This window comes from bacterium (genome assembly GCA_035505375.1).
Lineage (GTDB): Bacteria > Hydrothermota > Tepidihabitantia > Tepidihabitantales > Tepidihabitantaceae > UBA2258.
On the sequence record DATJQV010000081.1, the window covers coordinates 20,657 to 42,926 of the forward strand.

A 22,270-nucleotide genomic window follows, 5' to 3' on the forward strand; every position below is an offset into this window, starting at 1 on the left:
CCGACGCGAATCCGTCCTAACTTGTTGATTATCAACGCGCTAGGTCGTCTCCCCAAAACTCCCCTCCCTCGCCCGGGGGATTGCCCCGCAGATAGTAGACAGGATTCAGTAGACAGTAGACAGGGAGGTTGTCTCCACCGCAATTCCGGGATGAACCTCCACCGCAACTCGCCGGGTTGGTCTACCGGTTGCTCTCCGGTTAGCTTTCCGGGTTAGTCTACGCGTTGCTCCACCGGTTCCTCTCCGGGTTGGTCGGAGCGTTGCGGCCCGAGTAATTCCGCGGGTTCCTGTCCGGGTTGCTCCCAAGTAAGCTCCGGCCGTTGCTCTCCGGTTTGCTCGGAGAATTGCCTCCCGAGTTGCTACGCCCGTAGCATGCTCAACAGCAGGCTGAATCGCCGCTAGATTCCTCCACTCCGCTCCGGATTCGCAACTCACCCGATCGGCAACACTCTCGCCCTTTCGGATCGTCGGATTCCCGCCTTGGCGTCTCGGGCGCAACAGCCGACGGCTGTTTTCGCCTGAGATGGAATAGCGGGAGGGGCACTCCCGCTATAGTGGTCCTATTCTAAAGGACTCCAGTCTTCATGTCAGCCCATGTCCTGGCTGTGGACACTTCACACCTTCTACCAACCCCCCACCTTATTCGCTTATTAGACGCAGAGACGGGTTCAGAGGTACAGAAGGCAGAAGTCTGGAACCTCCGGAATCCTGCCGCAGGAGCCGTAAACATGTTCAACGGTTGACCCGCCGTAGCACGAGGGATAGAATGCGGCTGGAGTAACCCGAAGTCTTGATAGAAGAAACGTCATGCACCTGAGAACAGTAGTGACCGTGATTCTCATCGGGATGTTAGCGTTTCCGGCTCATGCGCAACTCGAGCCTAGCCTAGCCGTCGAGGAAACGCCAAGACCGGGGCCGGCCGCGTACACGCTGGAAGGTCTCGGCGGGGTGGGGATGGGCGTGGCCGTCGCCGCGCTGCCCGCGTTCTTATCCTTGGCGGCCGGTGAGAATTCCAGTCTGGGCGTCGGGAACGGCAGCGTGCTGCCGGCGTTGGTGTGCGGTCTTGGAACGCTAGCGGCCTACTCAGCCGGCAGCGCCATCGGGGCACGTATGGTCGGCCGAGCTTTGTATTTCGACGGCAACTCAAATCTGTCATACGAACTCGCCTTCGTGCCGCCGGTCGTGGTGATAGGCGCGGGCGTTGTCTACGCCCTGAAAGGATCGGCCCCGTCGTATCTCGCAGGGAACGCAGCCTTGGTCACACTCGTCGCCGGCCCGCCGATTCTGGCCACGGTTGGCTACAACATTGGCGTGACGCCGGGCTACGCAAGCAGTCACAGTCGTCTCCAGCCGCCGAGCTTCGCGGCCAGGTTGGAGCAATCATGCGGGGCTGAACACCGAACCGTCGTTGCCCTCGATGCCAGACTGCTGCGCGTGCGGTTCTAGCTCCCGGTCGACCCGCAAGACGTAGCTTCCGCATCCTCGCAGCAGGTCCAACTGGTAGATTGCCGAGAAGGGCGCCTGCCCCCTGTCTACTGTCTACTGTCTGCTGTCTACTTGATCAGCCTGCGCTTCATGAGCGCGATGGCGAGGAAGAACGCGACGGTGCCGACCGTGACAATCCAGGCGAGGCTGTAGAGTAGCGTGAGGCCGGGATGGCCGAGAATTAAGGCCCGGTTGATCCGGACGACGTGAGTCAGGGGCAGGATAGCATAACTCACCGTCTGCACGGCCTTGGGCAGAGTTGTGAGCGGGAAGAAGGTGCCGCTGAAGAGGAACATCGGCGTGATGAAAAGGAATATCGGGTAGTTGAAGAAGTCAATCGAAGGCACGAGCGCGGTCGCAATCATCCCCATCGAGGCGAAGAGCACGCCGCAGATGAACCCGAAGACCGGGACAAATGGCAGCAGCCAGACCGGCCCGAGCCCAAACAGGATGACCACAACGTAGACCATAGTCGAGTTGAGCGCGGCCCGGGTCGCGCCCCAGAATATCTCACCGGCCACGACCTCGTCGACGTTGACCGGCGTGGCGGTGATGGCGTCGAACGTGCGCTGGAATATCATCCGGACAAAGGATGAGTACGTGCATTCGAAGAACGAGGCGTACATCATCGCCACGGAGACGAGCCCGGGCCCGATGAACCGCGCGTAGGGGATGCCGTCAATCTGCTTGATGAATGTCCCAAGCCCGTATCCCATCGCCACGAGGTAGAGCAGCGGTTCGCCCATCGGCAGCAGAAAGTTGACAAGGAAGAGCCGGCGGAAGACGAGAAAGTTGCGAAACCAGACCTGCCAGAGGCGGAAGCTGAGGTCGGGAAGGACACGACGGGCAAGGGGCTGGGGGCCAGGGGTCAGGGATTGGGGACTAGTCATTCCTGAGTATCGCCCTCAAGTATCAAGGACAAAGTACAAAGGACAAAGCAAAGAGTCAATCACAAAGGCCGAAGTCGGACTTGGGACTTGTGCCTTTCGCATTTGCTTAGTCCTTTGTCCTTACTAATCTGTCCTTCACCATGGAGTTCAAGAATGTGAGGGCTTGGGACACGATCCCCAATGTTCCAGCCCGTGGTTAGTCACGGAGTTCCCTTCCGGTCAGCCGGATGAAGACGTCTTCAAGCGTGGCCCGACGCACGCTGTAGGAATTCAGGCGCACGCTCTGGCGGATTCGTTCGAGCGCCCCCGGGCAGTCGGATGCGAAAACCTCGAACTTGTCTCCAAGCTTCTGGAACCGGCACTCGCCCAGCGCCGCCTCAACCTGAGCGCCGTCGCCGTCCTCGGGCACGACCTCCAGCACTTCGTTGCCGGCGTGTTCAGTTATCAAGCCCCGAGGCGAGCCGGTCGCAATTATGTGTCCGTTGTCCATTATCAGCAGGCGGTCGCAGATCTGCTCGGCCTCATCCATATAGTGGGTAGTAATAAGGATGGTCACGCCTCGCTGTCGGAGTTCGCGCAGCCGTTCCCAGATGAGCCGGCGCGCCTGCGGGTCGAGCCCGGTCGTCGGCTCGTCGAGTACGAGCATACGCGGCGTATTGATGAGGCCGCGCGCGAGAATCAGTCGGCGCTTCATACCTCCGGAGAGGTCGTCCACCTTCTCGTTGGCCTTGTCGGTCAGGTGGGCGAATTCGAGTAGTTCGCGCGAGCGCTCGCGGGCCGTTCGCGTCGGGATGCCGTAGTACCGCGCGTACACCAGCAGATTCTCGATGACGGACAGGTCCGGGTCGTAGTTGTTGTCCTGCGGCACGATCCCGAGTTGGGCCTTTATTTCCCGCGGATGCAGCGTCACGTCCATGCCGAACACATCGAGTCGTCCGCTGGTCCGCGGCGAGCCACCGGCGAGCATGCGAATGGTCGTGGTCTTGCCCGCGCCGTTGGGGCCGAGGAAACCGACGACCTCGCGCGGCTTTATCTCGAAGCTGATGCCGTCCACGGCCGCGAGCCCGTCGTATCGCTTCACCAGGTTCTCAGCCACCACCAACGGCTCAGCACGGGACACGTCCGAAAACGGGGACTGTACCGGCGAGTGTTCTACGCGAGCCTCCGGGGGACTGTCCCCGTTTTCGGTTTCGCGGAACTGGCCGCCACGTGGAACCTGACTCATCAGGAAATGTCTCCGGTCTTCCCGCCCATGCTCACTTTCTACTCGCCGCGGCCTTCTCCAAGAGAGACAGCGCACTCCGCGCCGCGTCGTTGGTCGGGTCAAGTGTGGCTGCGCGGCCGAGCCACTCACGCGCCTGGGGAAAACTGTCCGTCTTGATGTAGACCACCCCGAGCAGGAAGCTGGATTCGGCATCACCCCAGTTCTGTTCCATGTTCGCGCGATAAAGCGACTCGGCTGCGGTGTACTGACTATCCGCGACTGCCACCCAGGCGTCGGCCAGACGCCGCGCCGGCCTCCATTTCGGGTCCGCGGTGCTGATGGCGTTGGCAATGGCAATCCGGGCCGCGGCAAGACTGAGGAGCGTGTTGCGGTCGGTGGAGTACGCGGTGGCCTGTTCAATCTTGAGCATCTGGGCCTGAGCGTCCGATACCTGGCCGGTGCCGGCCAAAGCCAGCACGAGCGAGTAGCGGGCGTAGTTGTAGGACGGCAGCGCCACAAGGGCCCGGTTGAAGGCGCTGACGGCCTTGACGAAGTCCTGCTGCCCGAGATAGATGTTGCCCTCCTGGGTCCATGCCTGGGCCGAATAGACGCTGCGGTTGACCGGGATGATGGCCGAGATGATGTAAACCGCGACCGCGGGAACGACGCCGGCCGCTATCCGCACGAAGCGGCGCTGCCTGACGGCTTCAACCAGTTCGCTCGCAGCGTATCCGGCGAACATGAGCAGAAACGGGATGACTGGCGCGCGCAGCCGTGAGAGCACGTAGAAGACAAGAGAAGATATGAGATACGCGGCAACGAAGAAGTAGGCCGGCATTGCCAGCATGCGCCGGTGTGTCGCTCGTTCGGCATTCGAACTTCGCCCCTCGGACTTCCCGATGGGCCATGCCCAGGCCATGCCAAGCACGCCAAGCGCCAACACCAGACCGTAGTTGATGAAGGCCAGTTTGAGAGGCAGCGATGCGGCACGCGCTGTATCCAGGTAGTAGTCGTTTGGCACCTCGTAGTTGTTGAAGAAGAGCACGAACTTGCGGCCAAGCAGCTTGATGTACTTGCCCGGCTCGTGGGCGATGAACGCCAGCCCCTGGCGCAGCCAGTAGGAAGAGGCCTCGGAAGCCTTCACCTCGTGTCCGTTGATGGTGCGGCTAACCTGCGCCATGCGTTCGAGCGAGAACCCTCCGCCCTTCTCAAGTTCGCGGGTCGGCTGCCACGTGCCGTCGGCGGATGGATTGTTACCATAATAGAAGTTGACGCCCGAATGGGCGGTGAAGATGACCGGGTCGTGGGCGACGATGAAGTTACGGATGGGGACTATGGCGATTACCAGGAGCGCTGCCACTGTCAGCGCGTCCAGCCCGAAGCGCGGAAGCGTGTGCGGCGAACCATAGACGCGCGACCTCCGCCAAAGCCAGACGAGGACGACAGGAAGCAGCATGAGCAGTTCGGGCCGGCAGATGACCAGCAGCCCGAAGCAGGCGCCCCCGAGCACCGAGAGCCACGTGCGTCTGCCCGCGACGAACGTCAGCCAGAGGAAGAGCAGGCTCAGCAGGATGGTTATCTCGACGTAGAGCAAGGCACCGGTGTAGAAGACGAGGACGCCGGTCAGGGCGAACCCGATTGACGCGAAGGCGGCAGACCGTGCCCCGAAGATGCGGCGGGTCGAGTCGTAGAGAAGGAAGCAGGAGACGGTGGCGAGCACGGCCTGGATGAGTTGCACCGCGAGGATGTGCTGGCCGAAGATAGCGTAGACCAGCGCCAGCAGGTACGGGTACAGCGGCCGTAGGAAGAAGACCTCCGTTCCCCAGAGCTTGCCGGAGATGATGTCGATTGCCCAGCGGTGGTAGTAGTAGGAGTCGAGCATCTGCGGCCCGATGGTCGAGAACGGGTGCCCGCGCATGCTGAGGACAAACCAGAGACGGATGACAAACGTCAGCGCAAGCGCGACCAAGAGCCAGAGGCGGCTCTCGCGCTCGGCAGGTCTCGCTTCAGTGGACTCTTGCACGGCGGGCCAGTATAGAAGCCGGGCCGCGCCCGGTCAAGGAAGCGGCGCGCGTGCCACGGACAACTCAGAAGTCAGAATCCAGAATGCAGAATGACGGACCTGACGGTATCAACCACGGATGAACGGTGATGAACGCAGATTCTCGGAGTCCGGAACCTCTTTGTGTCTTTGTGGTCGAATCCGGTCCCGTTCGCGCTTGATCCCTTGATCTCTCGATCCCTCTATCCCTTTCCCTTCCGCCCTCCCGGCCCTTTCCCCGGAACGCGACCGATGGCGGCAATGCGCCCCAGCAGGCACGCCTGACACGCTGCGGCATTGTCGCCGACGCAGGCTTTGTCGGGGTATATCTCGTAGAGCTTGCGGTACTTCACTGGCGTCAGATTGGGCATCCACACATTTGCGCCCCTCTCAAGCCCGAGTTCGCGGCCGTTCTCGTTATTGACCGTGGCAAGCGCGGTCGTTGCCGGAATGTTCACGTCCGGACAAGTCAACCGCGTCAGGGCGATGACCTTTGTCGTCATCACGTCGGTCGCAGGAACCTGCTCTCCGGTAGGAAGCGATAGCGCTGCGGCATCACGCCCGAGCGGCGTGTCGGGATGCGCGAGGTACGGTCCCACGCCCACCATTTCCAGGTCCAGCTCGCGGAAGAGCATGACGTCGTCAGCCAGGGATTCGTAGCTCTGCCCCGGGATCCCAACCATCACCCCTGATCCCGCCTCGTATCCGAGCCGCTTCAGCTTGCGCAATAACTCGATTCGGTCGCTGGCTTCCCTTGCGCAGTCCGGGTGAATTCGGTGGAAGAGCGTCATGTCCGAAGTCTCATGTCGCAGGAGGTAGCGGTCAGCGCCCGCCTCGCGCCACTCGGCCAGATCCGCTTCACTCCGCTCGCCGAGCGACAATGTCACTGCCAGGGGTGTCTCGGCCTTGATGAAACGTATGTGCCGGGTGATGCGCTCGCGTGAGAGTCCCGGGTCCTCGCCCGCCTGCAGTACCACGGTCCCGTATCCGAGTTGCACGCCGAGCCGCACGCACTCCTCGACCTCGGCCTCGCTCATCCGGTAGCGTTCGATCTTCCGGCTGCCGCGGATGCCGCAGTAGTGGCAGTCACGCCGGCAGTAGCTCGACAGCTCAATGAGCCCACGCAGGTGCACCTCGTCGCCCACATGCTCGCGCCGCACGCGGTCTGCCTCTTCCCAGAGGAAACTGAGCTTCCACTCTTCCTCTTCCTTGAGCCAGTCGAGCACCTCGTCGCGGGTCAGGCCTTTCGGATCCGGCTCTGACCCGCCTTTCCCCTGCAGCATCTTCATGACCGCGCCCGCGGCCTGCATACCCGGTCAGCCACCTTCCCAGGGATTGAACTCAGAACCGCTCATGTCAGCACACCTTTCCTATGGCGTGGAAAACTAGTCTGCATCCGTCCGGGCTTGGGACACGATCCGCATTGTCTGACAATCCGGTCATGTCCCCGCCCTGGGCTTAATCTGTGGATGTTCTCTCTGCGTCCGGGCCATCTGCGTCATCTGCGGTTGGTCTGTCCACGATAGGCATCAAGCGCTGCCGGAAACGGCTCCAGCGCCCGCTCAAAGATGCCGAGCGAGTAGGCGATGCTCAGCCCGTAGTTGGTAATCGGCACGCCCTGTTCGCGGCACCTTGCCACGCGGTTCAGAACCGCGCGCCGGTTGGTCATGCACGCGCCGCAATGAATCACCAGTTTGAACTGAGACACGTCCTCCGGGAAGTCGTGCCCCTGGTGCGTGACGAACTCCAATTTCCCGCCCACGTACTGGGTCAGCCAGCGCGGTATCTTCACCCGCCCGATGTCATCGCCGATGGGATGATGGCTGCAGCTCTCGGCAATGAGCACCCGGTCGCCCGGCTTCAAATGTTCAATCGCGGTCGCGCCCCGCACCATCTCAACCAGGTCGCCCTTGAACCGGGCGAAGAGGATCGAGAAAGAGGTGAGCTTCACATCCGGCGGCGTGTCACCAGCAACCTTCAGGAACGCCTGCGAGTCGGTGACAACGATGTCCGGCTTCCGGTTCAGGCGCAGGAGCGCGTCGCGCAGCTCCCGTTCTTTCACCACCATGCAGTAGGCGTCGTTGTCCAGCAGGTCGCGGATGGTCTGTACCTGCGGCTGGATGAGCCGGCCGCGCGGCGCTTCCTTGTCGATCGGCACGACCAGCACCGCCAGTCCCCCGCTGGGCAGCAGGTCGCCAATGATGGTCGGCGGGTTCACGAACTCCTCCGGCGCGGACGCAATAAGCGCCTCACGCAAGGCCAGTATGCCTTCGCGCTGCGGCGCTACGGTCCGCACGACTCTTACACCCGCATCTTGCAGCCTCCGCTCAAGTTCTGCGGTAGCGTCCGGAAAACTAGGGACACTTCCTCCGAGCGGCTGCGTCGGACTCGCCGCGGTAGCGTCCCTGTTTTCCGGCCGCTCAGCCAGGTCGGACTTGTTGAAAACCACGATGGCAGGTACGCCGCGCTTGGTCAGCTCGTCCACCATCGCCTGCTCGAAGCTGTCCCATTTCCCGTCCTCGGCCACGACGACGCCGACATCAGTCCGTTCGAGCACCTTGCGCGTCTTCTCGACCCGCATCTCGCCGAGCGCACCGACGTCATCCACGCCCGCCGTATCGATGAAGAGCACCGATCCCAGCGGCAGCAGCTCCATCGGCTTCTCGACCGGGTCAGTGGTTGTACCAGCCACATCGGACACAATCGAAACCTGCTGGCGCGTGAGCGCGTTTAGCAGCGATGACTTGCCCACGTTGCGCCGTCCGAATATCCCGATGTGCAGCCGCAGACTCTTGGGGGCTTTCATGGTCTCCTCTCTGACGGATCGGACGTATCCGACCGATTGGAGACGCTTCCCAGCCGGTTTACAGCCTCCGGAGACACCAGTTCGTCGAAACGCTTGGCCGGGACTCCATACTTCTCTTCAGCCAGTTGCCGCAGCGACTTCCCGGTCGCCTGCGATTCCTTCACTAGCGCCTCGGCCTTGTCGTAGCCAAGCTCCTCCACCAGCGCGGTCACGGTCGCGGTCGTCGACTCCACGAACTTACGGCAGCGCTCAGCGTTTGCCCGAATCCCGGTCACACAGTGCATCCTGAGAATCCTGCAGGCGTTGTGGAGCAGATCCAGTTCGTCGAGGAGGGCGCTCGCGATCAGCGGCATGAACTGGTTCAACTCCAGGTTCCCGGCGGAAGCAGCGTGCGAGATGACCGCGTCGTACCCGAACACCATCATCGCCGCCTGCGCCACTGCCTCGGGAATCACCGGGTTCACCTTGCCCGGCATTATTGTGGAACCTGCCTGGCGCTCGGGCAGTTCGATCTCGCCCAGCCCAGCCTCGGGGCCGGAAGAGAGCAGCCGCAAGTCGTTCGAGACCTTAATCAGGTTGGCGGCGCAGGCCTTCATCGTGCCCGACACCTCGACAAATGCGTCCGCGTTCTGCGTTGCCTCGACCAGGTTCTCGGCCCGGCCCAGGCCGATGCCGGTGATGTCGCGCAGATGGTCGACCACGCTAAAGATGTAGCTCCGCGGCGCGCCCAAACCGGTGCCGACCGCGGTGCCGCCGAGGTTCACAGTGCGCAGCCGTTCCTCGCACTTGAACACCCGCCAGCGGTCCCGCGCAAACGCCTCGGCATACGCGCCCATCTCGCGACCAAGCGTGATGAGTACCGCGTCCTGCATCTCGGTCCTGCCGACCTTCACCGCACCGGCGAACTCCTGCTCCTTGGCCTGAAACGCCTCCTGCAGGGCGACCAGTTCCTCCTCCAGTTCGCGCAGCGACCACACCGCCGCGACTCGCAGCGCGGTCGGGAATGTGTCGTTGGTAGACTGGTGGAGATTCAAGTCGTCGTGCGGCGAGACGCGCGCGTAGTTACCCAGCGGCTCACCGAGAATCTGCAACGCCCGGTTGGCGAGTACCTCGTTCACGTTCATATTCGTGGAAGTACCGGCCCCGCCCTGCAGCGCATCCACCAAGACCTGCCCGTCGAACCTGCCTTCCATCATCTCACGACAAGCCTGCTCGATGGCGTCGGCCTTGGCCACGTCGTTCTTCCAGGTGCCACACGCCCGGTTGGCCCGCGCGCAGGCGAGCTTCACCGCGCCGAACGCGTGGACCAGCAGCACGTGCACCGGCCGGCCTGAAAGCGGGAAGTTCTCTAGCGCCCGCACCGTGTGGATTCCGTACAGCGCATCAGCCGGCACCTCGCGCTCGCCCTTGGAATCGGACTCCGTGCGGAATTGGGTTCCGGGGAAATGGGGACTGTACCGCGCGTCCTCGCGCTCCGGGGGACTGTCCCCATTTCCCCGTCTAGAAGCAGAGGTCTCGCTCATTGGTTGTCCTGATCTTCTCGATCCGCGCCCGCACCTGGGCCTGCGTCTTCTCATCCGGTATCTGCGCCATTTCCTTCTCAATCAGGGCAAAGCCGTCCCGCTTCGTCTGCTCCGATGCGTAATCGGTCAGGTACTCGGCCAGCGTAGTCAAGGCATTGGGCGTGCAATAGCGCTTGATGAACCCGGGAATCGAGAACTCCATGAAGTGCTCGCCGGTCCGGCCCAGCCGGTAGCAGGACGTGCACCAACTCGGAATGTAACCGTCCCGGATGAGCTCTCCCACGACCGCGTCGAGCGGCCGCGTGTCATGTAGCTCGAACTGCTCGCGGTTCAGTTCCTGACACTCGCCCTCCCGACATTCCTGGTAGGAACCGAGTTCGAGTCGGGAGCCTGCGTCAATCTGCGAGACCCCGAGCTGCAGCCCTTCGCGCCGCATCTCCGGCGTCTCGCGGGCGGTGAGAATCATGCCGGTGTAGGGCACTGCCAGCCGCAGCACCGCAATCACCTTCTTGAAGTCCTCGTCCGAGACAAAGTGCGACCGGTCCAGCTCCACGTTGGAGGCAATGTTGATGCGGGGAAAACTGATAGTATGAGGCCCGACTCCGAACCGCTCTTCGAGATGGATGGTGTGCGCCAGCAGCCCCATCACCTCGAACCGCCAGTCGTAGAGGCCGAAAAGGGCGCCGATGCCCACGTCGTCCACGCCGCCTTTCATCGCGCGGTCGTGCGATGTCAGCCGCCACACGTAGTCGCCCTTGCGCGTGTTCGCCGGGTGCACTGTTCGATAGGTCGGATGATGGTAAGTCTCCTGAAAGACCTGGTACGTGCCGATGCCGGCCGCCTTCATCGTCCGGTACCCCTCGACGTCGAGCGGTGCGGCGTTGATATTGACGCGCCGAATCTCGCCCTTGCCTACCTTGGTCGTGTAGGCAATCTTCACGATGCGCGCCATCTCCTCGGCCGAATAGTTCGGATGCTCGCCCCAGACGAGAATCAGCCGCTTGTGTCCTTGCCCTTCGAGCGCGACCAGTTCTGACCGGAGTTCATCGTCGGACAGAGTCTTTCGCACGACGTCGCGGTTGGAGCACTTGAACCCGCAATAGGCGCAATTGTTGATGCACTTGTCCCCGACGTAGAGCGGAGCGAACAGGACGATGCGGTTACCGTAGACGTCGTTCTTCAACTTCCGGGCAGCGGCGAACACCTCCTGCCACAGCGCCGGGTCTTTGATGACAAGCAACGCCGCCGTCTCCTCCGGCTCCAGCCGTTTCTTGGCAAGCGACTTTGCCAGCACCTCGCGCACTCTTCCCGGGTCCGGCCGCGCTGCCGCCAGCGTCTCCTCGATCCTGCCGTCGTCGATGAAGTCGTCCTGGCTCCTGAGTCCAGCCGGGTTTTGGCTCTTGGCTCTTGGCTTTTCGCCCTTGACTTCACTCATGTCTCGTCCTCGTTCTGCGCTCTAGCATCTAGCTTCTGGCTTCTCGCTTCGTTCGACCTACCGTCCTCAATCTTGCAGCTTGCATCTTGCCCCTTGCACTCTGCATCTCCGTTCTTCTTGCGAAGCGCCGCCTTCACGCTCACGCCAGGTATCGCCCCCAGCCTCCCGGTCATCGCGCCAATCTCGTCGTTCGAGCCATCAACTATGACTGCGATGACAGACAGATTCCTCTCTCGATAGGGAATGCCCATCCGGCCGACGAGAATCCGACCGTACTCACTCAATATCTGGTTCACCTTGGGCGCGGTATCAAGCCGGTTCTCGACGAAGACGGCGACAACGCCAAGGCGGTGTTCATGGATAGCTTCAGACTCATTCATGATCAATTCTCCTAGAGTAGCTCTACGCTCTAGGCATGACGCTCCACGCCCGAAACCGAAAGCTCTGTCCGGCGTTATGCGTGATGCGTCTAGCTTAGCGCGGGCTTTTCAGATGAAGCGTTCCCTGTGGATTCAGGCGCTGCGCGCCCTCATCTCGGAAGTGGCTTCAGTTCTGATTCCTCCGGGCCGGCAAAGCCTGCCCGTCAGACGTAGAAAGGATAATATGAAAAGCCCTATATGTCAAACGAGGCGAAAGAAACCAAGAGACAGAAGGATCGAGGGATCGAGAGCCGGAAAGGCCATCGGGGTCGCGACGAAAACCGCGGTCCGAACCGCTCTGCAAATCGCCGTCAGAATCGCCGCGGCAGTCGCGGCGAGACTCAAACGGCGAATCACCGTGCACTCCGCCACGGAAACCGGGCCGAGAGTCGACTTCCGAGTGCCCTTGCGAGTCGCCATGGAAACCGCCTCCCGAACCGCTCCGGGAACGGTTCCCAAGGCGATTCCCGACATGACCTTTTCAGCCGATACCGCGGCTTAACGCATAGTAGATTAACAACTTAGCTACAAATGAGCGGAAAATGGGTAGCGTCCCTATTTAGAGGACCGATTCCGTGGTTACGCGGCGGGGTCAGGCTTCGCAGCCGAAGTCTGGAAGGCCACGATGTCGCCGAGTTGAGTTCTGGTTGACGCGATGACACCGACCGGCAACTCAATCGTCTTTGTCCCGCGCCAGGACCCGGCCATGCCCCACGGCTTCAGGTTGCGACGGAGGCCGACGACACGATTCTTCTTGTCGAGGAAGACGACGTCTATCGGGAAACGCATGAACCACATATGGATCGACGAGCACGGGTCGATGAGCAAACCAGTATCGGGCTTCAATCCGCTGCGTCCGAGCAGGCCCTTGCTGCGTGCCGCGAATGAATTGGCGACCTCCAATTCGGAGGCGATGGCAACACCCTTGGTGACGTTGATGGCGGCCGTGTTGGGCTTCTGAGGTGCTACCACAGGTTAGTCAGGATAGCCGCGACACCGGCCGTGTCAAAAGAGAAAGACGGATAGTCCAGAATTCAGAGACCAGAATCCAGATAGCAGGCAATCAGCAGATTCTGCAGACTCCACAGATTCTGTTCTCTCGACAGGGGAAATTGGGCCATCTGCGTAATCTGCGCAATCTGCGGATACTTGTTGCCCTGGCGTCAATCGAGTTTGACGAGTTTCTTGATGGCCCGGAACTCGCCCGCGGCCATGCGGCAGTAGTAGACACCGCGCGGTACAGCCACACCCCGGTCGTCGCGGCCATCCCACACCAGGGAATAGGTGCGAGGGACGAGGGACTTGGGTGCGGAGAGGACCCGGACCAGAGCGCCGGTGGCGGAATAGATGTTGATGCTGGTCTGGGTCGTGCGGGGAATGCTGAAGCGGATAGTCGTCTTGCCGGAGAACGGTGTGGGCTGCGCACGGTCGAGCGCGAATACTCGCGGCAGCGTACCGCGGTCTTCGATGCCGGGCGGCGTTCGTACTACGACTTTCACCGCCACCGTGTCGTTCGCCGGGAACTGGTCGCCAGTGAGCTTTGTGAAGCAGCTCAGGTCGAAGGTGTCAATCGTGTCCGCAGTCCAGGTGCCGGTGAACTTGACCGTATCGAGCGCCCCGGCCGCAAGTGTGACCTGGGCCGAATCGGCGTAGGTCGTCCCGATCTTCATCCTGACGGGGAAGGTCTCCTGGTAGGTGCCGAAGTTGCGGACTACGGCAGTCGGTGTCACGACCGTGCCTGAATCAACTGTATCGGCAGGCGCGACGACCTTCGTCACTCCGACATCGTGGACGTTGCCCACCGTCACCGCGCCGGTGATGACGACCGCGTACGGCTGACGTCGCGTCACTACGTTCTGCGCTGCTACGCGCAGCGTCCAAAGACCGGCGGCCGGTTGGTTCACGCGGAACATCTCCTCCGGGTCGAGGTTGTTGTACGCACCCGATGGGTTCAGAGTTGACTGGCCGTTGGTATAAAGGTCTCCTTTGTAGAAGCCGGCATTGGGCGCGGTCAGCAGGCAATCGAGGTTGTTGATAAGCGCCGGGTTCGCGCCGGCCGCGGCCGCGGTGTCGGTCCAGACCACGCCAACGCGCAGCGGCATGGTCGAATCCACGTGGAAGTCGAAATCCCGATAGTCGCCCGTCGCAAGCCCGGTCGTATCATCGTAGGCAAGCAGCTTGCGCGTGTCGCCGGTGAAGTACAGCACCGAGTCGAGGTCAATCCGGCCCCAGCCGATGTACACACTCGGTACTACGTAGCTCTCTACGTCAGGGTCGGCTGATACGAATATCATCGCCTTGAGCATCGCGCTTGAAACATAGCCCCAGGTGTCGGCCGGTGTCGCGGTGCCGGACGGGTAGTAGCCCTTGCGCAGGTACGAACGGCACAATCCAATGCAGCCATTCACGCAGGGCGAGGCCATCGAGGTGCCGCTCATTTGGGCGTAGCCGCTCTCGGAATTCGCAAAGGCTGAGTAGATGTTCTCGCCGGGCACCGAGATATCCGGCTTGATGCGGCCGTCCGGCGCCGGGCCGTCCGACGAGTAGCTGGACAGCAGGTTTGCGTTTGTCCCGTTCTGCACCGACGTGGCCGCGATGATGGATTTGGCATTACCGGGCTCGGTAATCGTGTACCGCTGAGTGTGGTACTGATTGCCGGCCGACTTGATAGTTTGGATGTCCCGGTTCTCCCACGAGAACATGTCGAACGTCGCTGAGGCGGTGGTGTATTGTCCCAGGTCCCCGGTCCACCACGAATTGCCAATGGTGTGCGGACGTAGTTCCGGGTGGCGCAGGTCGTTCGTGATCTCGTTGAGCGGCACTGTGAAATCGTTACCGGGAGGCGACGGGATGGGGCTCAGGACGACGATGCGCGCATCCTTGGCGTGCCCATCATATCGGCCAGAGCCGCCATTGGCGGAGTCATTTCCTGCCATGGTTCCAGCGACATGCGTGCCGTGGACTGCTGTGTCCCAGACGAAGCTCGTGTCCGCCGGATAGAGTTTGACCGCTACGACCTTGCGGTGGGTCGGGAACTCGCCAGTATCGGTGATCGGAACCGACGCGTCGTAGAAGGCCCAGTGGTTCACGTTGAGGCCCTCGTCACTGTAGCCGAGAATCTCGCCGGCTCCACGGACGCCATTGTCCCAGACCTTGCGCACGTTCTTGGTCCAGTCTTGCACAACCCACTGGCACGAGTCGTTCTCCGCCTCGGGCCGGTGCCATTCCTCTATCGAGAACACCCAAGGCAGGCGAGCGATGGCGGCGAGTTGCTCCCGCGAGCAGTCGACCTCGACCACTTTCATGTTCTTCGAGACGCCTGAGCGCACGAACTTGAGTCCGAGCGCGGCAAGGTCGCGCTTCGCCGCCTCGATGTCCTCGGGGTAGAACAACACGACGGAGACCCGGCCAAAGCCGGTACTGGCAAGCGTGCGCGACCAGAGTTTGTACCCGGGCTGGTACACTCCGACCCAGCGCACGAACGGCAGTGCCGCCACTTTCCCGGCGACGGCGCGGTTCATCTTCACGAATGAGAGGTAGCGTGAGTGGAAGCCCAGGAACTTGCCGCCGGCGCGTTGCAGTTGGTCTATCTGCATACTGTATACCGGACCTCCAAACTGAACGAGATAGTAGCCGGTTCCGTCTCCCGGGTACTCGCTCATCTGAAGCGCCGGGGGCAACTCGGGCTGCTCGGTCAGGGGGTCGAACTTGCGGCTGTCCCAGAACCCGACCTTGAAATCACCCGGGTTGGCCTGCGGCGAGAAGCTGCCGCGGCCCGCGGGGCGGAAAGGGTTTGCCGCGAATGTCGTAGCTGCCAAGATGAGCACTGCGGCCATGGTCTTCCTCATTACCTATGAAGTGTACATCACCTAATTCCAATGGCAACAGCGTCCGGGGCTTATTGACTCTGACCGCGATGTCGTCATACTGACGGACGTGGAAACGCTCACAAGCGTCGTCCTGCTTCGGCAAGTGCCGCCTGAGGCAGGCGCGTCGGTTGGCGCCAAGGCATTGAACCTGGCCGCGCTGATGCGGGCCGGCCTGCCGGTGCCGGACGGATTCTGCGTCACGACCGAGGCGTATCGCGCGCATCTCTCTCAACTGCCGCTCGGAGAAATGCGACGTGAACGCCTGGCCGAAATCCGGGAACTCATCACCACTGCCGAGTTGACCAAAGACGCCGCCGCCGAGATTCGCGCTGCGTTTGCCGGACTGCACACGCCGCAGGTCGCGGTCCGTTCTTCCGGGACCGCCGAGGACCTTCCCGGCCATTCGTTCGCCGGGCTCTACGACACCTACCTGCGCTCGACCGACGCTGACGGCTGCGTCGAGCTTGTCAAGCGGTGCTGGGCCTCGCTCTGGACGGAACGGGCATTCGACTATCGCGCCGAGAACGGATTCGACCACGGCAAGACGGCCATGGCTGTCCTGGTGCAGAAACTTGTAGCGGCGGACGCGGCCGGGGTCATCTTCACCGCAGACCCGGTCACCGGCAACCCCAAACACATCACTGTTGAGTCCTGTTGGGGACTCGGCGAGACGCTCGTGTCCGGCAAGGTAACGCCTGACCGGTTCGTGATAACGCGTGACGCGGAGCAGGTCGTGGACCGCTCCATCTCGACCAAGTCCATCGAGACCGTCCTGTCCCCGACCGGGACCAGCGCCGAGCAGCCCGTGCCGCCGGGCCGGTCCGATAAGCCGTCAATCTCCGACGAAGCCGCTGGGCAGATTGCCCGCCTCGCGCTCAAGGTCGAACGCTTGTTCGGGACGCCGCAGGACATCGAATGGGCGCTGGCCGGTTCCAACCTGTTCATCCTCCAGTCGAGACCGATAACAACTATCGCCCCGGCCAAGTCATGGGAGGACCGCCAGGTCTGGTCCAATTCCAACACCGCCGAAGTCCTGCCCGGTGTGCTCACGCCGCTCGTCTGGTCCACGGTTGGCGAGCACGTCGGCAAGCTGCTCGGAAGCGTCATCGGACGCCTTGGCATCTCGTTCGGCGAGAACCCGTTCATCGGCGAGGTCGCGGGCCGCGCCTACACGAACCTCAACACCTTCATGGGGATGGTGCGCCGGATGCCGTTTGCGAACCGGATGAACCAGGCCCAGATGTTCGGCGGCCAGGACCTGAAGCCCGAAGACCGGGCCAAGCTCGAAATCGGAGCCGGCGACATGCCTGATATCAAGGTCAGCCCGCTCAAGACCCTGCTCAAGCTCCCGGGGTTCATGCTCTGGATGTCGCGACACGGACCGGGCCGCGGCAGGAAGTGGGTCAGCGCGGCGGTTGAGGCCTATGAGAAGAAGCCCCGGCCGGACGTGACCCGATTCTCGGACAAGGAACTGTCGGCGAAGGCCGTGACCACGCTTGCGCAACTCGGGGCCGGCGGTGAGGCACTGGGCTACGCGCTCGGCGGGATGATGTTCACGTCGGTGCTGTACGACCTGTGCCGCAGGTGGTTCAAGGATGAGACCGGCGTGAACGCAAGCCGCCTGCTGGCTGGGACCGGCGAACTCCAGAGCGCGAACGCCGGCATCGAACTCTGGCGGCTCGCTCGCACGGCGGCCATGTCCCCCGACGTGAAGTCCGCCATCCTTTCCCAGATGACGTGGTCCGAACTGCGTGGACAACTGGAAGAGACGACAGCAGGACGCGACTTCCTCGCAAGCTGGGACCGATTCATGCACCGTCACGGACACCACGCGCGCGGCGAAATGGACATGTACAACCCGCGCTGGCGCGAACAGCCAGACTACGTGCTCGACGTGGTCCGCAACTACATCAGGGGCGAAGGCAAGACCGACCCGGAAGCCGACCAGCGGCGACACGCGGAAGAACGCGACCGCCTGCGGGCGAAGCTGCTCGCCATCACGAGTAACCCGGTCAAGCGCTGGGTATTCAGCTACGTCGTGCGCAAGGCCCAGCTCTCTGCCGCCATCCGCGAAAACGTGAAGGACGCGGGCATACGCGTCTTCGCCGACACACGGGAGCTTGTGGTCGAACTCGGGCGCAGACTGACTGCGCATGGAGTCCTGGCCGAAGCCGACGACATCTTCTTCCTTCGGTTCGAGGAAATCGAGCCGGTCGTTTCCGGCAAGGCCGGGTTTGACGTCCGGGGCAGGGTTACCGAACGCCGGGCCGAGTACAAATGGAACCTTGCGCTGACACCGCCGGCGATCATCGTCGGCCGCTACGACCCAGACAAGCACAAGCCGGACACCGTCGATGCATCAGCGGAACTCAAGGGGCTAGCGGTCAGCCCCGGAATCGTGACCGGTCCGGCCCGCGTGGTGCTGCTCGCCGGTACCGAGCAGGTTCTGCCCGGCGAAATCCTCGTCGCGCCCTTCACCGACCCGGGCTGGACGCCCTACTTCATACCCGCGGCCGGAATCGTCATGGACCAGGGCGGGCTGCTCAGCCACGGCAGCATCGTGGCGCGTGAGTACGGAATCCCGGCGGTGGTGAACGTCGGCCCGGCCACCAAGCTAATCAAGACCGGGCAGATGATTCAGGTGGACGGCGATAACGGCCGAGTGCGAATCCTGTAGTAGCCGGGCTTCTACCTGCTGACAATCACCTTTCGAACGAGCCCTGCGGTCCTCACAAAGTAGACGCCGGGACGCACTTCTACAGCCAGGCGTCCAGACGCATCTCGCACCGAACATGCACGGCTGGACAGCAGGGAACGCAAAGAGACCGCGGTCATGAGCGTCGCACCTGGTCGCGCCTTACCGACTGCGGGCCGTTGCTCAGCGACCGCCTCGACGCCTGACACCCAGAAAAACTGCCGCAGGGTGTCGTTCACGTGGTTCGAGTCGTTTGCCAGCGTCGTCCAGGCGGAGGCGCGGTGTTCCACAGCGGAGTCCGGATGGAAAGGCTTGAACTGGACGTTCGCCGAGTCTCCCGGCTGCACACCGACGTAGACCGTGTCAGTATAGTAGGAGGCCAGGCCGACGTGCTGGATCGCCATCACGGTCTGGACTGACTCGGCGACGTTGCCCAGGTTCGCCACCCGACAGACCGGGTTGTAGGTGGAATCGAGCGCAATCGTGTCGCGCGGACAGGCTATCGCCGTGACCGCCACATCGTGATAGATTTTCACGAGCGAGACGTCGTCGACGTACGTGCTTTCGGTCCCCGGGCCCGAGTAGCCCCATAGGCGAAAACCGACAAGGCTCTTGCTCCGGTTCAAGTTGCTTGTGACGTCGTATTGCTGCCAGGCAACCGTCGGATTCAAGATGAACTCTCCCTGTGACCCATCCGAATAGAGGAAGTCGTATGCCATCACCTGCGCGTTCGGCTGGCGCGACCAGAAGGTGACGCTCAGGATTTCGCTCCCCGGTGTTGTGTCAACCGACTGCATGATTGGGTAATTCCCGGAGTCGCAGGCGCAGTACGTACCGCTGTGTGGGTAGGTCGTGGTCACGACCCAGTTGCTGCTCACCCAAGGCGGCAGCGACCCGGTCTCGAATCCGGGATTGAGGAGCAATTCGTGCGAGTCCAAGTGTTGCCCGCACGTATTCGTGCCGGGCATGACAGCGGCACGAGTATCGACGACGCAGCCGCCGGTTATCACCTGCGCAGCGGCCAAGAGCCCGACTGCGAGCACGAGCGCTAACGCGAATCTCAGCATTTGCACCTCCTTTGCGGTCGTGGGATTATACCGCAGGGACGGCGCTCGTCAACCGGCCTTCAGGTCAGGCCGGCGACCTGCTGACGACCGTGCGTGAGCTACGCGCCGACCACGAATGAGGTCATGGTCAGAGAGCCGGCCACCGGCTGGTCGTTGAACCACTTGAGCGGCTCATCTTCGCCGCGGAGCGCGAGGATGTAGAGCATCGGCAGGTAGTGCTCGGGCGTCGGCACCGCGAGCTGCGCCGGACGACCCAGCGACTGGTAGTCGAAGAGCTCCTTGTAGCTGCGCTTCGTGGCAAGCGCGCGGAACTTGCGGTCCGCCTCAACCGCCCAGTCGAACCCGAAGGGCTCGTTGAAGTCATCGCCCCGCAACTCCATCATGCCGAGGTTGTGAACGATGTTCCCGCTGGCAACTACCAGCACTCCCTCCCGCCGCAGCGGAGCCAACTGCGCTCCAATCTCGAAATGTCGCTTTGGTTCGGCATCGTAGTCCAGGCTCAACTGCACAACCGGGACATCTGCATCAGGGAACATGCGGGACAGCACGACCCAGCACCCATGGTCCAAACCCCAGCCCTTGTCGAGCTTGGCACCGGACACAAAGCCGGCTACTTGCCGCGCCAGTTCCGGGCTGCCCGGCGCCGGGTATTGGACCTGGTATAGCTCTTCCGGGAACCCGCCGAAGTCGTGAATGGTGCGCGGGTGTTCCATCGCGGTCACCTGCACGCCAGCGGTCTCCCAGTGTGCGGAAACGCAAAGGATGGCTTTGGGCTTAGGCAGAGTGCGTGCTACACGTGCCCAACCACGACCAAAGGCATTGTCCTCAATGGCATTCATCGGACTTCCATGTCCGACGAACAGCACCGGCATTAGTTTGTTGCCGTTCATAAGACGGGAAAATGAGGGACACTCCCACGGAGCGCTTGCGTCCGACTCAGCGCGGTAACGTCCCTGTTTTCCCTCACCGAAGCCCTTCAAAAACCTTCTGGGCCAATGCGGAACCGAAGCCCTTGACCTTGGCAATCTCGTCAACGCTGGCCAGCCGGAGCTTGTCAAGCGAGCCGAAGTGTTGGATAAGGACCTTCTTCCGAAACGGCCCGAGCCCCGGAATCTCATCCAGCTCCGACTCGACCATCTTCTTGCCGCGCAGCTTGCGGTGAAAGGTGATCGCGAACCGGTGCGACTCGTCCCGGATGCGCTTCAGCAGTTTCAGAGCGGGCGACGTCACCGGAATCGTGATTTCCCTGCCGTCGTCGTAGTAGAGCGTGTCGGTTCGCTTGGCCAGACCGAGAATGGGTATCTCGGTGTCGAACTGGCCATAGGCCTTCACCGCTGAAGACAACTGCCCCTTGCCGCCGTCAACCAGCACGAGGTCGGGCAACGGCCGGTTCTTCTCCAGCAGACCGCGCACCCTCCGCGCCAGAACTTCTTCCATCATCGCGAAGTCGTTCGACCCGGTCACGGTGCGTATCTTGAACAGGCGGTACTGCTGCTTGGTCGGCCGGTCATCGCGGAACACCACAATCGAGCCGACCGCGTTCGTGCCCTGCGTATTCGAGATGTCCACGCCCTCAATCAGGCGCGGCACCGCGGAGAGTCCGAGAATGTCGGCCAACTCTCGGTTACCGGCCGGCACTCGTTCCTCCGGTCTCAGTTCGACCAGCGCCTTCTCGGCATTCGCCCGCGCAAGTTCCATCAGCCGCACCTTCTCTCCCCGCTCCGGCACGACTATCTTCACCTTTCGTCCCCGCTTCTCGGCAAACAACGCCTCCAGCGCTTCAGCGTCGTCAATCGCCGCGGGCAGGATAATCTCTTCCGGGATATCGTGGGTGTGAGTGTGTATTGAACGAACCAGAGTGGAGAGCAGTTCGGAATCGGGCGCATTCTCGCCAGCGGTCAGCGGATACTCCTCACGCGAAACGATCTTTCCTTCTCTCACTCGAAACAGCGCGGCGACCGCCGACTTCTTCCCGCGGGCCAGCCCGATGATGTCGCGGCTCGTCTTGTCCTGCACTACCGCCTGCTGGTTCCTGCTGATGTCGCGGAGGGCCATCAATTGGTCTCGCAGCACGGCCGCGGTCTCGAAGTCCTGTGTTTGCGACGCGGCCCACATCCTCTGCTCGACCTGCTCGACCAGTTCGTCCGACCGGCCGGAGAGGAATCGAATGACGTCGTTTACCTGGCCGGCATACTGCTCCTTTGTCGCCTTGTCCGCGCACGGTCCGGAGCAGCGGTTCAACTCGAAGTCGAGGCATGGCCGGTTCGGCCTGTCTTCGGGGAGCCGGTACTTGCACGTCCGCATGCGGAATATGCGCTTCACGGCCTTCAGCGCCTTCCGCAGCTCCCTGGCCGATGTGTACGGCCCAAAGAAGACGCTGCCGTCGTCCTTGAGGTTCCGGGTCACGAAGATGCGCGGGTAAGGTTCGGATGCGGTTATCTTGAGATACGGGAACTTCTTGTCGTCGCGCAGCCGCACGTTGTAGCGCGGCTTCTTGAACTTGATGAAGTTCTCTTCGAGGATCAGGGCCTCGACTTCGGAACGGGTGATGACCGTTTCGAGGTCGGCGACCTTGCTCACGAGCGACTGCAGCCGCGGGTCTTCCTTCGGCTGAGTGTAGGCCTGGAGTCGGTCACGAAGCACTCTCGCCTTGCCGACATACAGCACGCGGCCCTTGCTGTCCTTGAGTAGATAGACGCCAGGCGCCTCGGGCGCGGTGGCGACCTTGTCAGCGAAGCTCACAGTGCTACGTGCAAACCCGAAGCTCGAAACCCGAATGACGATTGAATGTCCGAATGACCAAATGACGAAGGTCAGGTCTGACATTCGGGTTTCG

15 protein-coding genes and 1 pseudogene are annotated in these 22,270 nt (G+C 62.2%); 2 read left to right on the forward strand and 14 right to left on the reverse strand.

From position 1 onward, the window contains the following. Positions 1-807: 807 nt before the first annotated feature. Positions 808-1,446, forward strand: coding sequence for a hypothetical protein (locus VMH22_13135; GenBank protein ID HTW92633.1), 639 nt, complete (start codon positions 808-810; stop codon positions 1,444-1,446). A gap of 107 nt (positions 1,447-1,553) precedes the next feature. Here the strand turns inward: VMH22_13135 and VMH22_13140 are convergent, their stop codons facing one another. The 11 genes and pseudogenes from VMH22_13140 to VMH22_13190 form a co-directional block, all read right to left on the reverse strand. Continuing rightward, positions 1,554-2,375: an ABC transporter permease gene (locus VMH22_13140; GenBank protein ID HTW92634.1), complete on the reverse strand. Its 822-nt coding sequence runs from the start codon at positions 2,373-2,375 to the stop codon at positions 1,554-1,556. A 196-nt stretch (positions 2,376-2,571) separates the two neighbouring features. Beyond that, positions 2,572-3,600, reverse strand: coding sequence for an ABC transporter ATP-binding protein (locus tag VMH22_13145; GenBank protein HTW92635.1), 1,029 nt, complete (start codon positions 3,598-3,600; stop codon positions 2,572-2,574). Between the two features lie 31 nt (positions 3,601-3,631). Then, complete coding sequence (locus VMH22_13150; GenBank protein ID HTW92636.1) at positions 3,632-5,602, reverse strand: glycosyltransferase family 39 protein; 1,971 nt, start codon at positions 5,600-5,602, stop codon at positions 3,632-3,634. Between the two features lie 221 nt (positions 5,603-5,823). Beyond that, a complete protein-coding gene (gene hydE, locus VMH22_13155; protein HTW92637.1) occupies positions 5,824-6,930 on the reverse strand; it encodes a [FeFe] hydrogenase H-cluster radical SAM maturase HydE in 1,107 nt (368 codons plus the stop codon). 188 nt (positions 6,931-7,118) lie between these two features. Then, complete coding sequence (gene hydF / locus VMH22_13160) at positions 7,119-8,426, reverse strand: [FeFe] hydrogenase H-cluster maturation GTPase HydF (GenBank protein HTW92638.1); 1,308 nt, start codon at positions 8,424-8,426, stop codon at positions 7,119-7,121. Further along, complete coding sequence (locus VMH22_13165; GenBank protein ID HTW92639.1) at positions 8,423-9,949, reverse strand: aspartate ammonia-lyase; 1,527 nt, start codon at positions 9,947-9,949, stop codon at positions 8,423-8,425. The genes hydF and VMH22_13165 overlap by 4 nt, the downstream gene beginning before the upstream one ends. Further along, positions 9,927-11,384 (reverse strand): [FeFe] hydrogenase H-cluster radical SAM maturase HydG, encoded by a 1,458-nt coding sequence (gene hydG / locus VMH22_13170; protein ID HTW92640.1) that lies wholly within the window; start codon positions 11,382-11,384, stop codon positions 9,927-9,929. The genes VMH22_13165 and hydG overlap by 23 nt, the downstream gene beginning before the upstream one ends. Positions 11,385-11,506: 122 nt before the next feature. After that, a pseudogene (locus VMH22_13175) lies at positions 11,507-11,764 on the reverse strand (TM1266 family iron-only hydrogenase system putative regulator). A gap of 240 nt (positions 11,765-12,004) precedes the next feature. Then, positions 12,005-12,223 (reverse strand): hypothetical protein, encoded by a 219-nt coding sequence (locus VMH22_13180; protein ID HTW92641.1) that lies wholly within the window; start codon positions 12,221-12,223, stop codon positions 12,005-12,007. 159 nt (positions 12,224-12,382) lie between these two features. Further along, positions 12,383-12,775: a DUF192 domain-containing protein gene (locus VMH22_13185; protein HTW92642.1), complete on the reverse strand. Its 393-nt coding sequence runs from the start codon at positions 12,773-12,775 to the stop codon at positions 12,383-12,385. Positions 12,776-12,966: 191 nt separating this feature from the next. Continuing rightward, on the reverse strand, positions 12,967-15,651 hold the full coding sequence (locus VMH22_13190) for a S8 family serine peptidase (protein HTW92643.1): 2,685 nt from the start codon (positions 15,649-15,651) through the stop codon (positions 12,967-12,969). 88 nt (positions 15,652-15,739) lie between these two features. Between VMH22_13190 and VMH22_13195 the strand changes: the two genes are divergently transcribed. After that, on the forward strand, positions 15,740-18,349 hold the full coding sequence (locus tag VMH22_13195) for a PEP/pyruvate-binding domain-containing protein (protein ID HTW92644.1): 2,610 nt from the start codon (positions 15,740-15,742) through the stop codon (positions 18,347-18,349). An 11-nt stretch (positions 18,350-18,360) separates the two neighbouring features. Here VMH22_13195 and VMH22_13200 read toward each other — a convergent pair whose 3' ends face one another. The 3 genes from VMH22_13200 to uvrC form a co-directional block, all read right to left on the reverse strand. Next, complete coding sequence (locus tag VMH22_13200; GenBank protein HTW92645.1) at positions 18,361-19,434, reverse strand: hypothetical protein; 1,074 nt, start codon at positions 19,432-19,434, stop codon at positions 18,361-18,363. Between the two features lie 98 nt (positions 19,435-19,532). Next, complete coding sequence (ygiD, locus tag VMH22_13205) at positions 19,533-20,324, reverse strand: 4,5-DOPA dioxygenase extradiol (GenBank protein HTW92646.1); 792 nt, start codon at positions 20,322-20,324, stop codon at positions 19,533-19,535. A 73-nt stretch (positions 20,325-20,397) separates the two neighbouring features. Next, positions 20,398-22,260 (reverse strand): excinuclease ABC subunit UvrC, encoded by a 1,863-nt coding sequence (gene uvrC, locus VMH22_13210; GenBank protein HTW92647.1) that lies wholly within the window; start codon positions 22,258-22,260, stop codon positions 20,398-20,400. Positions 22,261-22,270 lie beyond the last annotated feature (10 nt).

Coding starts and splice junctions, on each gene's coding strand:
- VMH22_13165 (HTW92639.1), bottom strand. CDS start 9,949: ATGAGCGAGACCTCTGCTTCTAGACGGGGAAATGGGGACAGTCCCCCG.
- VMH22_13190 (HTW92643.1), bottom strand. CDS start 15,651: ATGAGGAAGACCATGGCCGCAGTGCTCATCTTGGCAGCTACGACATTC.
- uvrC (HTW92647.1), bottom strand. CDS start 22,260: ATGTCAGACCTGACCTTCGTCATTTGGTCATTCGGACATTCAATCGTC.
- VMH22_13145 (HTW92635.1), bottom strand. CDS start 3,600: ATGAGTCAGGTTCCACGTGGCGGCCAGTTCCGCGAAACCGAAAACGGG.
- VMH22_13135 (HTW92633.1), top strand. CDS start 808: ATGCACCTGAGAACAGTAGTGACCGTGATTCTCATCGGGATGTTAGCG.
- ygiD (HTW92646.1), bottom strand. CDS start 20,324: ATGAACGGCAACAAACTAATGCCGGTGCTGTTCGTCGGACATGGAAGT.
- VMH22_13200 (HTW92645.1), bottom strand. CDS start 19,434: ATGCTGAGATTCGCGTTAGCGCTCGTGCTCGCAGTCGGGCTCTTGGCC.
- hydF (HTW92638.1), bottom strand. CDS start 8,426: ATGAAAGCCCCCAAGAGTCTGCGGCTGCACATCGGGATATTCGGACGG.
- hydE (HTW92637.1), bottom strand. CDS start 6,930: ATGCAGGCCGCGGGCGCGGTCATGAAGATGCTGCAGGGGAAAGGCGGG.
- VMH22_13140 (HTW92634.1), bottom strand. CDS start 2,375: ATGACTAGTCCCCAATCCCTGACCCCTGGCCCCCAGCCCCTTGCCCGT.
- VMH22_13180 (HTW92641.1), bottom strand. CDS start 12,223: ATGGCGACTCGCAAGGGCACTCGGAAGTCGACTCTCGGCCCGGTTTCC.
- hydG (HTW92640.1), bottom strand. CDS start 11,384: ATGAGTGAAGTCAAGGGCGAAAAGCCAAGAGCCAAGAGCCAAAACCCG.